The following is a 12,339-nucleotide window of genomic DNA, read 5'->3' as shown; positions in this document are numbered from 1 at the left end:
TACGGGAGATCAGGTGGTGAGGGTGGTTTCGATGGCCGGCAGGATCCGGGACCCGGACGATGCACGCTCCGGGAGGTCCGGGATGGCCATGGGCTCGACGTCCGCCTCGCCGGGTTCGACGAGCGGCCGAGGGCCCTTGCGGGCCAGGAAGTCCCGCTGCCTGGACGCGTAGGCCTCCGGATCGGCCTCGCGGCAGCGATTGTGCTTGGCGCCGGGGACGATCCAGAGCTCCTTGGGCTGGCCGGCGCGATCGTACAGCTCACGGGCGATGTCGGGGCCGATGTAGGCGTCCTTCTCGCCGTGGATCGCCAGCCAGGGCCGGGGCGAGAGGCCGCGGGCGCCGGCCTCGATGTCCGCGAACCGGCAATGGAGCCTCCGCTCCGACTGCCTGCGGCTGGCGCTGGCGAGGATCCGGTACATCCAGTTCGGGAAGACCGCGAGCAGGAGCTTGCTGCGGACGTAGATCTCGGCCCATCGCAGGATGTACGCCATCATCGTGCCGCGGATGGGGAAGGCTCCGTCGGTGATGACCCCCCATACATCCGCCTCCCCGGCGGCCACGGCGATCGCCGTGCTCCCGCCTCGGCTGACCCCGATCAGGGCGAAGCCGGCCGGGTCGCGATCCTCGCGGGCCCTCAGGCAGCGGAGCGCGGCTCGGAGGTCCTCGAGCTCATAGGTGGTCGTCCACTGGAGGGGGGAATAGTTCGGGGCCTCGCCGCTGGCGCCATGGTTCCGGAAGTCGAACGTGAAGATGTCATAGCCGCGGTCCCGAAGGTGGTCCGCGTAGGGGAGATAGCTCCAGCGATCGCTGAGGTATTCGTGGCAGAAGACGAGGACGCCGGCCCGGTCGCGCGTGTGCCGTCGCAGGTAGGACCCGGCCAGCGAGATCCCGTCGCCGCTCGCGAAGGTGACGGGCTCGCCCTCGTCCTCCGGCGTGACGTGGAGGGGGAGGAAGACCGGCCTCACCTCCAGGATCCGCTGGACGATGGGCCCGTAGCGGATGACCACGATCGCGATGGCCGCCAGCAGCGCACCGAGGGCGAGCAGGCCGGTCCAGGCGAGGATGACGAGCGGCGTCGGGAGGGCTGTCACGGGGGGACTCCTGGTCGAACCGTCAGGGTCGCGCGGACCGCCGGGCCCGGGCACCGGCCGTCCGAGGAGCGGAGCGGGAGGACGCCGGGGAGGCCGGGAGCTCGTCGATGTCGATCAATCGAGGAAACGTCTGAGGATCAGCGTGATATTTTGACCGCCGAATCCGAAGCTGTTAGAGAGAGCGACGTCCACATGCTTGCGCCTGGCTTCATGGGGGATGTAGTCGAGGTCGCAATCCGTGTCCGGGTTGTCGAGATTCACGGTCGGCGGCAGGATGCCGTCTCGGATCGTGAGCAGGCAGACGATCGCCTCGACGCTCCCCGCCGCGGCGATCAGGTGGCCCATCATGCTCTTGGTGCTCGAGATCGGGACCTTGTACGCATGATCGCCGAAGACGCGCTTGATGGCCAGGGTCTCGACGCGATCATTGACGGAGGTGCTGGTGCCGTGGGCGTTGATGTAGTCGATGTCCTCGGGCGTCACCCCGGCGACCTCGAGTGCCTCGCGGAGGCAGGCGATGGCGCCGCGGCCGTCCTCGTGGCTGTCGGTGATCCGGAAGGCGTCGGCGGTGGAGCCGTAGCCGACGATCTCGCCGTGGATCCGGGCGCCCCGGGCCTTGGCGTGCTCGAGTTCCTCGAGGACGAGCATCCCGGCCCCCTCGCCGAGGATGAAGCCGTCGCGGTCGCGATCGAAGGGCCGGCTCGCCCGGGTCGGCTCGTCGTTGCGGGTGGAGAGGGCGGTCAGGAGGATGAAGCCCGTCAGCCCGAACGGGTGGATCATGCTGTGGGTGCCGCCGGAGAGGATGACGTCCGCGCACCCGGACCGGATCATCTCGAAGGCCTCGCCGATGGCCTGGGAGCTGGCCGCGCAGGCCGTCAGGCAGTTCGAGTTGACCCCCCTCGCGCCGAAGACGTTGGCCAGGTGGGCCGCCGGGGTGCCCGGCTCCTGCTCGGCCTCGGCCAGGGCGTTGAGCTCGCGCTCGCCCATGCGGGTGAACTCGTTGGTGAGGACCTTCGGGCGTCCGCCGTGGCCGGAATCCGGATGCGACGCCTTGTGGACGAGCCGGACGAACCGCGGGAAGTCCTGCTGGCCCTCGCCGGCGCCGAGGTAGACGCCGAACCGCTCGTGGTCGAGGGGCCGGGCCCCGGTCCCGGCGAGGAGCCCGGAATCGTCGATCGCCATCTGCGCGGCGGCGATGGCGAACTGGGTGTTCCGCGAATGGCTCGCCCAGCGATCACCGTCGGGGCGGTAGCCGGCCAGGGAGAAGTCCTTGGCCTCCGCGGCGATCCGGGTGGCGAAGGTATGCGCGTCGAAGAGCGAGATCGGCCCGACCCCGCTCTTCCCCTCGAGCAGGGCGGACCAGGTCGACTCCATGTCGCGGCCGACCGGTGTGACCATGCCCATGCCTGTGACGACGACGCGACGCATGAAGGTCTTCCTCGCGATGCCGGGCTTGCGCCCGCGTGGATCGGAACCGGATCAGGGGCGAGCGGCCTGGACGACGAGCGCGGCCGCCTGGCCGTTGGCGGTGATGTTGGTGTTCACGAAGATCGGGTTCGACGACGGCCGCGGGCGGTCGCGGACGATGTCCAGGCCGCACTCGGGGTCGGGATCGTCGCAGTTCCGCGTGGGGGGGATCATCCCGCGGCTCAGGCCGGCCAGGCTGGCGATCAGCTCCACGGAGCCGCACCCCGACGCCAGCGTCCCCATGTGCCCCTTCAGGGAGGTGACCGGGGGGGCGGCATCGCCGAAGACGCGGCGGAAGGCCCTGGCCTCCGCCAGGTCGCCGACCTTCGTGCCGATCCCGTGGGCGTTGATGTGGCCGATCTCGGCCGGCGTGATCCCGGCCGCCCGGATCGCGGAGCGGATCGCAACGGCGGTCCCGCCGCCGTCGGGGTCCAGGCCGCCAGCGGCCATGGCGTCGCAGCCGGAGCCGGCCCCGAGGATCTCGCCGTGGATCTTCGCCCCGCGGGCCTTCGCGTGCTCGTACTCCTCGAGGATCACGATGCCGGCCCCCTCGCCGGGCACGGTCCCCTCGCGGCGGGCGTCGAACGGCCGGCAGGCCCCCGCGGGATCCCCCTGCCACCGCGACATCGTCCCCTGCATCGCCATCCGGATGAAGCTGAGCGGATGGATCTTGGAGTCGGCCGCGCCGGTCACCATCACGTCGGCCTTGCCGCGAGCGATGATCCGCGCCGCCTCCGCGATCGCCAGGTTCGCCGAGGCGTCCGCCTCGGTGATCGTGTTGCTCGGCCCCTGGCAGTCCATCAGGATGCTGATGTGGCAGGCCAGCATGTTGGGCAGGTACTTGAGGAGCCAGAACGGCTCGATGATCCCGATCGACTCCCGACCCCAGGCCGCGTAGTCGAAGCTCCCCGTGGGCTTCGTCGCGTGCTCGATGGCCGGCGCCAGCTCGTCGAGCTCCGTGGAGATCAGGCCGGCACCCAGGTCGATGCCGATCCGCGTCGGGTCGACGCCCCCCTTGCCGAGCCCCGAGTCCACCATGGCGAGCTGCGCGCCGGCGACGCAGAGCTGGATGTCCCTCGCCATGTACTTGCGGCTCTTGCGCAGCTCCTTGAAGAAGCTGGCCTTCGCCAGGGCCGGAGTCTTCAGGAAGTCGAAGGGACGGATCTCGGCCGCCAGGTGATTGGGCATCCCCTCGACGGGGAAAGCCTCGATCGGCGCGACGGCCCCCTTGCCGGCCTCGAGGGCCGCCCACAATTGGTCGGGCGAGTCACCCAGGGGGGAGACGAGGCCGACTCCGGTGATGACCACGCGACGTTCGGAACCAGGCATGAAAGTCTCGTCGATACTCCGCGCGACCGGGCTTGCCGACTCACCACGATGTCGAGGCGTCGCTCCGGTTCACCGCACCATTATGCCCTCTGAGACGCGACTCGGGGAGCAAACTCGTCCGGATCCTCAAGATTTCCCCGGCCTGCCGCCGCCCGCGTTCCCAACGCGAGCCCCATCCCTCGGGCCGGCCCAATCAGGGCTCCGTCCCCTGTACCTGCCCGTTGCTGGACGCCCCTCCCTCGCCGGCCGAGGCTCCCGCCTCGCGCGATTTCTCCTGGGCCCGGGCCAGGTCGAGGACGCCGAGCAACTGCTGCGTGAACACGAAATTCTTGGGCCCGAAGATCTGGTTCGCCCGAGTGTTATCCAGGTGGGCGAAGACGATCTCGGCGTCCGCCAGGAGCTCCCCGTTGAGGAACGCCTTGGCGTCGACGATCGCCCCGTCGGGGCGGATCCCCTTGATCGTCACCTCATAGATCAGTTGATCGCCGGCACAGGCCACCCCGCTGAACTCGGCTCGCGAGATCTTGGCCAGGACGACCTTCTCCGCGAATGCGCTGGCCTCGCCGACCAGGATCCCCCCCGTCTGCGCCAGCCCCTCGATGATCAGGGACGCGGGCATGACCGGGTATCCGGGGAAGTGGTCATGCAGGTGCTCTTCCGCCAGGGTCAGGTTCTTGACCGCGCGGGCGAACTCGCCGCTGCGAAACTCGAGGAACTTGTCGATCCAGATCCAGCGCATCGTGCCGGAAGCCCACCACGTGAGAGGAATCGGAGAATGGTTGCACGAATCGACGACGAGCGATCAGCCCCGCCATACGTCCCACCCCCGGCGCAGCCGGCACGCCCGGTGTCGGGCGGCCGGACTCGATCGGGCTGTGAGGTTGAGGTGGCGGAGGGCCGCTCGCTCTCGGGTCAGGCCAGCTTGCTCTGGACGTACTGGACCAGCATGTCCACCGTGTAGAGGTCGCCGATGTTCTCGACGTCGGGGTTGGCGGCGAACTTGCTCAGGTCGGCATAGGGGAGCCGGGCCTTGAGCTCATCGATCCCCTTGGTCGTGAGCCTCCCGTCGGCGACCCATTCCGGATCGGCGACCAGGTTCTCCGGGAAGAGCTCGCCGCGGGGGATCTTGATCCCGAAATTCCGCTCGAGCCGGAAGACGATATCGAGGAAGTCGATCGACTCGGCGCCGAGGTCGCCCTGGAGCGTCGCCTGCCGCGTCACGTCATCGTCATCGACGCCCAGTGCATCCACCAGCGTCGTCTGGACTTTCTCGAAGATTTCATCGTACGTGGGCATGTCATCCTCAGGATAAAAGGGATTGCCGCTCAACCCCAATCCAGACCGACCGGCAGGGGCACCGAAGATCAAGTCGGCTCACTTAATCGTCGGCGAAATCGAGCGTTCAACTTCAAAGGTGAGTCGTCGGGAGGGCGATTCGGCGTCCCCAGACTTCGGGTCACGGGCCCGTCATGGGGCGGGCCGGCCGGTCGGGGCGTATCTTGATGCAAAACGAAAAACCTTGCAACATCATAAGGAGGGATTCAAGCCGTCCCGGCACCGCCTGCGGGCGAGCCTCCGTCGAGTGAGGATTCGGCGGAGTCCCCCCGGGACCTCGGGGCGCACGGTTCCCCGATTCCGACGGGACCTCCTAGAGCCCGGCCTTCGTTTCCTGGACCTCGGGGGTCCGGCTGATGGCCTTGGCGCCGACCGACCCCTTGCGGAGCGTCTGGTAGAGCTCACGGAGCCCCGCGACGATCGCCGCGTCGGTCTGGTGAAGGCTCGGGTTCTTGTCACGCAAGTTGTAGCGGGTCAACGAGAAACGACCATTCACCATGGTCTGGCCGTCGATCACCCCCGCCCCCTTGAACGAGGCGACCGAGTCATCATGGGATTCGAGGGTCACCCGCAGCTCGAGCTGTCGGCCGGGCTCCACGAAGCTGCCGTACTTGATGGTCTTGGCCTGCTTGAGGAGGATGATGCTGTGCTCGAAGTCCTCCATGTCTCGAATCAGCCAGGCCCCCGCCTGCGTGAGGGCTTCCAGCATGAGGACGCCCGGCATGACGGGGAAACCCGGGAAATGGTCATTCAGATACTCCTCGGCCAGCGACAGGTTCTTGACCGCGACCAGGGACTTGCCTCGTTGCACGTCCACGATTCGATCGATCAACACGAAACGCATGGAGTCTCCCGGTTTTCGGTAAGCGGGATGCAGCACGCCGCGGGGTAGGTCGCAAGGTGGGGGCGATGTCGGCAGGTAAGGACCCCGCACATTGAGGGTAACCCAATAACGGCCCTCGATTCAAGTGCATTGCGGGGAACCCTTTTGGCCAGGGCGCAGGCCGGACGTGCCCCTAGATCAGAGTACCCCGGTTCGCCCCGGGGTCAACCCGACCGGCTCGGAATCGAGTGCGGGTCCTATCGATTGTGACTGCGGTGTCAGGTTCGCTAGGAACTTGATTTCCGGACCTCTATACTAGGTAGGAAACCGACCGCCTCACCCGGGGGATGACTTCCTGATGCTGACCGCGATGTCCGGCCTCCTGAAGCTCATGACGGCCTCGCTGGTCGCCTCATCCCTCCATTCTCCCCCCGCATGGTCGCCCGACGGCCAGTGGCTGGCGTACACGACGGCGACGTCCGGGGCGGCCGGGCCGCAGGCCGGGTTCCTCGTCAGCCCCGCGGACGATCCGACGGCCCCCCCATCGCGGCGTCCGGCGGAAGGCCCCGCGCCGGCGGCCGCGCGACGCTACCGGATCTGGGCCCGGGAGAAGGCGACGGGAGCCTCGGTCCTCGTCGAGGACTCGAAGGATCCGGTGACGGCCCCGGCCTGGGGACCGGACGGCCACACGCTCTGCTACGGGCGGCTGGTGCTGCCGATCGCGGCGGGGCCGGCCGAAGGCCGGAAGTTGAGCCTGGAGATCGTGGTCCAGGAAGCCCTGGACCGCAAACGGGTGGTGGCCACCATCCCCTGGGCGGAGCGTGAGGCGGACGCGAACGTGGCCGTCGCGGATCTCGAGTTCTGCTGGAATCCGGACGGCCAGATCCTGGTCATTCCCCTCCCGGGCCCTTCCCCATCGCTCGTCGTCTTGCTGCCGGAGCAGGGTCGGATCCTCAAGACGATCGACCAGGCGGAACGACCCGCCTGGTCTCCCGACGGCTCGCGGCTGGCCTATCTCGCGCCGGCGAAGGCCCGGGCCCAGGCGAAATCCCTCACGCTCGTCGGCCGGGACCTCGGGCCGGGAAGCTCGCTGATGGAGTTCGCGGACCCCTGCGGGGCACCCTTCTGGTCGCAGGACGGGCAATCGATCCTGATCGCCGGCCGCCGCTTCGCGATGGGCAATCGCGGGTACGAGCTGCTGCGAGTCTTCCTGGAAACCCGGGGCGCGGTCCCCATCTTGGCGCTGGGGCCGCCGATCCTGGGTACGCTCTCCACCAGCCTGGACCGGCAGCAAGAGCAGGCCATCTTCACCGCCGACCTGGAGGGCCAGGCCCCCGCCATCGTCTTCGGCGAGCTGAGGACCGGCCGCGTCTTCAAGCGGCTCCACCCGTTCGACGACGGCCGCCGGATCGGGGCCATCGCCCTCCACCCGGACGGGCAGATCGCCGCGGTCCGGGTGCAAACGACGGGAGACTCCGGCCTGCCGCTGCTCTGCGACCTGGTCAGCGAGGAGGTCACCCTGCTCGCCCCCGACGCATCGAGCCGGGCCGAGTGGATGGCCTCGATGGTCGAGGCGGCCCGTCTGCTCGTGAAGACCTCCGTGCCTGACCGGCCCGGCGATCGCGAGGCCATGGCCCAGCGGCCATCGCTGCTGCCGGTCCCGGGCGAGATCGGCGAGCAGAACCCCGCGAGCCTTCGGCTCCGCCGGATCGGCAAGATCGGCCGCGCCTTCCTGGACACGCCCGCCAACCCAATCAGCGACGCCCGCGGGGAATCCGCCGCGGAGCCGACGGACGAGCTGCGGCTCTTCTTCGACTATCTCCGCGGCGACCACACCGCCGCCGAGGCCGATCTCGACGCGATCGAGGGCCGCATGAAGTCCTCGGGGAACCGTCTCCGGTTCCTGGCGCTCCGGGCCCAGGTCCTGCTCGCCCGCGGAGAGCCCCAGCGGGCCAGGTCCGTCGTGGACTATCTGACCTCGGCCGCCGGACGCGTCCGCCGGGTCGAGGAGACCCCGGCCGGCTTCGTCTCGACGGATGTCGGCGAGCCGGGCGGACCGCTCTGGGCGCGCTATCTCGCCGAGCGGATCGATGCCTTCCCCGCCGCGTCGTCGGGCGGGACGCCGGCCGAGGAGGAGGAAGCCGCGGATTTCCGGCTACCTCCGCTGATGAACGAGATCCCCGGGGGCCCGATCGACGCCGGGGCGGCCATCCCCTTCCCGGGCCGAAATCGGGGCTTCGTCGATCTCCCGATCCCGGGGAACGACCCGCCCGCCGTGGTGCCGCCGTTCCCCAGGCCGCTCCGCAGGCTACGCCCTCCGGACCTCGTCGCCCCGCCCGGTCCCGGGCCCAGGGAATGATCCGGCCCGCGGCCGGGCCTCACTGGATCATCAGCAGGATGACGCGAGTCGACTGGATCAGCCTGGCCCGCTCCGCCGGCGTCATGGCCCCGCGGCCCAGGATCGCCTCGGCGTCGCCGAGGGTCGACCTCATCAGGTAGGCCGCCGCTCCGCTCAGCTTGAGGGGCCGCTCATTCCCGAGGAGCTCCTTGAGCACGTCCCGGATCGTCGCGGCCTCGGCCAGCGGATTGTCCGGGTTGGGATTCCATCGGGGCGTCTCGGCCGCGTCGGCGGCACTCCTGGCAACGTCCCGGATGATCCGCGTGATAACGGTGGCCTTGGCGTAGTCGATGGTCTCCGGGCGGTCGTCGGGCGAATGGTAACAGGGATTCTCGCCCGTGCTGAAGAACAGATACGGGACCTGCCGGGTGCGGAACGGGCCGTAATCGCTGCGGTTGAGGATCAGGACGTCGGATCCCAGCAGGCTGACCCGCACCGGCCTGTCGCGGGCCGCCTCGTCGATCCAGGCCCGCAATCCCGGCGCGTGCTCCGTCCCCAGGACGAAGACCTGTTGCTTGCAGACCCCCATCATCGCCCTGCCGATCATGTCGGCCGTGATGAAGAGCGCGACGCGTTCGAGCGGCATCGGCGGATGGGCCACGAGATAACGGGATCCGAAGAGGCCGATCTCCTCCAGGTCGAACCCGATGAAGGCGACACTCCGCCGCGGCGGGGCGCCCGCGGACGCGAAGGCCCGGGCGGCCTCGAGCATCATGGCGACCCCCGTGGCGTTGTCATCCGCCCCCGGATAGAGGACGCCCCGGCGCACCCCCAGGTGATCGTAATGGGCGGCGACGATCACCCAGTCGTCCTTGAGCTTGGGGTCGGCCCCTCGGATCATGGCGCCGAGATTCGTCCCCTGGACCGTCCCCGGTTCCTTGCCGGGGATCGGCTGGGTGAACTTGCCGTCGAAAAGGGGTTCGAGCCCGATCCGCCTGAACTCGTCGACGAGGTAGGCCGCGGCCTTCTCCGCCCCTTCCCCGCGGCGGCCCTGCATGGCCGGCGAGGCGAGCCTGCCGACGACCGCTTCGATTCGCTGGCGGTCGGCGTCGTGGGCCGGCTCCTGGGCTGGCGCCGCGCTCGTCGCCGTCAGCAGCAGGACCGTCGCCGCCAGCCGAATCGAAAGGGGCGACAGCCTTCGCCGAGGGCGTGCCGCCGCTTCCCGCGCGCCAATCCGTCCGTCATGCATAACCTGCCCCTCGTGACGGAAAAAACGACGGGAAATTCCCGCCCCCGCCGCGTTCGTGTGTCATGTTAACCGTGGTTTGGGAACGGCTTCCCTACATGGAGGTGGAACGTGTCTCGAGGCTCTTGGATCAAGGCGCTCACCCTTGCCGTGGCGCTGCTGGGCCTGGGCGGAGTGAACTCGGCACAGGCCCAGGATTGGACGGATTACCTGCACTGGCCCTACGTGCCGCCTCAGGTCCCCGGCAACGGGTTCGAGTACCAGGGCCTTTACGACGGCTGGTACAAGTATCCTCGGGAGCAGCGTATTGTTCCCCAGATTCAGGGTCCGTACTACCGCAATTTCTACGGCGGCCACCGGGTGTTCGGCGTCTTCCGCCACCCCAACGGCTGGCACGAGTGGAACAAGAAGCGCTGGTATCAGGGCAATCACTTCACGATGGACGTGTTCTGAGCCGTCCCCTTCCCGGTCCATGTTCGAGTGCTCTCGAGGGATCGCCCCGGTCCGCTCCTTCCCGGGGGCGGAGGCCGGGGCGATTCCATTCCCTCGGCCCGGCATTTCCGGGCCGGGATCGGCTCGCGAACGGGTTCAGCCGAGCGTGCAAGCCATGCGGTAGTAGGCTTCCGCGGCCAGATGCACCTGCTCCAGCTCGACCCACTCGTCGCGGGTGTGGGCCTGGGCGATGTCGCCGGGGCCGAAGACGACGCACGGGAGGCCCCTCTCGCCGAGCGGGCCGGCGTCGGTCCCGTAGGGGACGCCCACCAAGTTCGGCACCCGTCCGGTCGCCGCGGCGACGGCCTCCCGGAGGGGGCCTTCCCACGTCCCGAGGCCCGGCACGAGCGCCGGCATGATCACCCACGGGTCCTCGAAGACCACCTCGGACCCCGGCTCCGAGAGGGGGAGCAGGAGCGCCCGGACCTCGTCCATGGCCTTCCTCGGCTCCTCGCCGGCGATGAGTCGCCGATCGATCTCGATCTCGCAGCGGTCGGGGACCACGTTGACGCTCACGCCCCCCTCGATGCGACCGACCGAGAGCGTGGGGGGGCCGAGGATCGGGTCGGACGCGGAGGCCGAGAGCCGGGCCGCATACTCCGAGAGGACCGCGACGACGTCCGCCATCTTGTAGATCGCGTTTTTCCCGAGTGCCGGCGACGAGCTGTGGCAGGCCACGCCGGTCGTCCGGACCTTCCACCGCACGGCGCCCTTGTGGCTGTGAACCAGGTCCAGCCGCGTCGGCTCGGCCACGATGGCGAGGTCGGCCCCGTGCCCCGAGGCGGCCAGGTGGCTGGAGCCGATGTGGGTGAACTCCTCGTCCACGGTGCAGGCCAGGATGACCGAGGCCGCGCCGGGGGGCCGCTCACGCCAGAGCCGCTCGAAGGCGGTCAGCATCGCGGCCATGCCCCCCTTGATGTCGCAGGCGCCCCGCCCGTACATCCTTCCCCCTTCGACCCGCGGCTCGAAGGGCTCGATGGTCATGCCGTCGGTGGGGACCGTGTCCTGGTGGACGTCGAGGAGGATCGTCCGGCCGGATCGAGGGGCGTCGAACCGGGCGATCAGGTTATCCCGGCCGGGTGCGATCGGCACCCGCCGGCAAGGGATCGAGCGGGCCCGGAACCAGTCCTCGAGGTAGCCGCTGAGGCGGGTCTCCAGGATGTCCGGGCCGGCGAGCCCTCGGCCCATCGGATTGACGCTGGGGATGCTCACCAGCTCCCCCAGGAGCCGCGTCAGGTCGTCCACGAGGAAGCCCCTCGCTCGGGCGTCACTTGACCCGTTCCAGGTACTCGGACGTCCGGGTGTCGATCCGGATCTTCTCGCCCGGCTTGATGAAGGGAGGGACCTGGACCTTCAGGCCGGTCTCGAGCTCGGCCTCCTTGTACTGGTTGGTCGCCGTCGCGCCGGCGAGGGCCGGGGGCGTGTCGGTGACCGTCAGCTCCACCGAATCGGGGATCTCGATCGAGACCGCCTTGTCGTTGATGTACTTGACCATCACCTTGGTGTTCGGCAGCAGGAACTGCATCGCCGTCCCGATGATGTCCTTGTCGAAGTGGAGCTGGTCGTACGTCTCCGATTCCATGAAGACGTGCTCGTCCCCGGCGGAGTACAGGTACTCGAATTCCTTGGTCTCGACGTAGGGGACCTCGATCTGGTCGACCGAGCGGAGCCGCTTGTCGATGAGGGACCCGTTGTTCATGTTCCGGAGCTTGGTCTGGACCATCGCCCGGAGGTTGCCTGGGGTGTGATGGGCGAAATCGACGACGACGAAGTTCACCCCGTCCATCGTGATCACCATTCCCCGGCGGATGTCGGTCGCTTTCAGCAGCATGGTCGTTGGCGTCTCTCTGCGGGCTGTTTCAGTTCGATCGGATTCTTCGACGGCGACTCAACCTCCGACCGGCCGGTCGGACAACGTGGCCGCGAGCAGCATCCGCGTCGGCCGGTCCGTCCTCGCCGCGTCCGGGGCGGAGCTCGAAGGCAATCGTGATTGCGTGGCGGAGTTCCGTTCCTGGAAGGAGGGCGGTGGGCCCTTCTAAAGGAATTTACAGGGTCGACGTGTTTTTTGCTAGCTCGGTCGCGGACGGCGGGGGATCGAGCGGAGGGACGGGAGGAATGTCCAGTCCTCACGGACATCTTTCCGACGCTCCCCTCTTCGGCTATCCCCCAAAGAGCCGCGACCCAGCCCCCGTCGACGCTAGCATCGCCGTCGACGAA

General features: G+C 68.8%; 11 protein-coding genes. 2 read left to right on the top strand and 9 right to left on the bottom strand.

The features are described from left to right. Nucleotides 1-9: 9 nt before the first annotated feature. The 6 genes from G6O54_RS07585 to G6O54_RS07560 form a co-directional block, all read right to left on the bottom strand. Nucleotides 10-1,092, bottom strand: coding sequence for an alpha/beta hydrolase (locus G6O54_RS07585; protein ID WP_165222618.1), 1,083 nt, complete (start codon nucleotides 1,090-1,092; stop codon nucleotides 10-12). Between the two features lie 114 nt (nucleotides 1,093-1,206). Further along, on the bottom strand, nucleotides 1,207-2,520 hold the full coding sequence (locus G6O54_RS07580) for a beta-ketoacyl-[acyl-carrier-protein] synthase family protein (protein WP_165222613.1): 1,314 nt from the start codon (nucleotides 2,518-2,520) through the stop codon (nucleotides 1,207-1,209). 51 nt (nucleotides 2,521-2,571) lie between these two features. After that, entirely contained in the window at nucleotides 2,572-3,888 is a 1,317-nt protein-coding gene (locus G6O54_RS07575) for a beta-ketoacyl-[acyl-carrier-protein] synthase family protein (protein WP_165222608.1), read from the bottom strand. A gap of 193 nt (nucleotides 3,889-4,081) precedes the next feature. Beyond that, the gene (locus G6O54_RS07570) at nucleotides 4,082-4,627 is read right to left on the bottom strand and encodes a 3-hydroxyacyl-ACP dehydratase FabZ family protein (protein WP_165222604.1); all 546 of its coding nucleotides are present in this window, start codon (nucleotides 4,625-4,627) and stop codon (nucleotides 4,082-4,084) included. 173 nt (nucleotides 4,628-4,800) lie between these two features. Beyond that, a complete protein-coding gene (locus G6O54_RS07565; protein WP_165222600.1) occupies nucleotides 4,801-5,184 on the bottom strand; it encodes an acyl carrier protein in 384 nt (127 codons plus the stop codon). Nucleotides 5,185-5,536: 352 nt separating this feature from the next. Next, nucleotides 5,537-6,067, bottom strand: a complete 531-nt coding sequence (locus tag G6O54_RS07560; RefSeq protein ID WP_165222597.1) for a 3-hydroxyacyl-ACP dehydratase FabZ family protein — start codon at nucleotides 6,065-6,067, stop codon at nucleotides 5,537-5,539. Nucleotides 6,068-6,404: 337 nt separating this feature from the next. On the opposite strand from G6O54_RS07560, the gene G6O54_RS07555 reads away from it, so the two are divergent. Continuing rightward, the gene (locus G6O54_RS07555) at nucleotides 6,405-8,405 is read left to right on the top strand and encodes a PD40 domain-containing protein (RefSeq protein WP_165222592.1); all 2,001 of its coding nucleotides are present in this window, start codon (nucleotides 6,405-6,407) and stop codon (nucleotides 8,403-8,405) included. Nucleotides 8,406-8,424: 19 nt separating this feature from the next. Here the strand turns inward: G6O54_RS07555 and G6O54_RS07550 are convergent, their stop codons facing one another. Continuing rightward, on the bottom strand, nucleotides 8,425-9,633 hold the full coding sequence (locus G6O54_RS07550) for a M20/M25/M40 family metallo-hydrolase (protein ID WP_165222586.1): 1,209 nt from the start codon (nucleotides 9,631-9,633) through the stop codon (nucleotides 8,425-8,427). 108 nt (nucleotides 9,634-9,741) lie between these two features. Here G6O54_RS07550 and G6O54_RS07545 point away from each other — a divergent pair, with 108 nt between their 5' ends. Further along, a complete protein-coding gene (locus tag G6O54_RS07545; protein WP_165222582.1) occupies nucleotides 9,742-10,083 on the top strand; it encodes a hypothetical protein in 342 nt (113 codons plus the stop codon). Nucleotides 10,084-10,218: 135 nt separating this feature from the next. Here the strand turns inward: G6O54_RS07545 and G6O54_RS07540 are convergent, their stop codons facing one another. Together G6O54_RS07540 and efp are read right to left on the bottom strand one after the other, a co-directional pair. Next, nucleotides 10,219-11,367 carry a M20 family metallopeptidase gene (locus tag G6O54_RS07540; protein ID WP_205678693.1) on the bottom strand — a complete coding sequence of 383 codons (1,149 nt, stop codon included), beginning with the start codon at nucleotides 11,365-11,367 and terminating at the stop codon, nucleotides 10,219-10,221. Between the two features lie 22 nt (nucleotides 11,368-11,389). Continuing rightward, a complete protein-coding gene (gene efp, locus G6O54_RS07535; protein WP_165222579.1) occupies nucleotides 11,390-11,953 on the bottom strand; it encodes an elongation factor P in 564 nt (187 codons plus the stop codon). Between the last annotated feature and the right edge of the window lie 386 nt (nucleotides 11,954-12,339).

The organism is Aquisphaera insulae (assembly GCF_011064615.1).
In the GTDB taxonomy this organism is placed as follows: Bacteria; Planctomycetota; Planctomycetia; order Isosphaerales; family Isosphaeraceae; genus Aquisphaera; species Aquisphaera insulae.
This window is presented reverse-complemented; position numbering and strand designations above follow the sequence as displayed.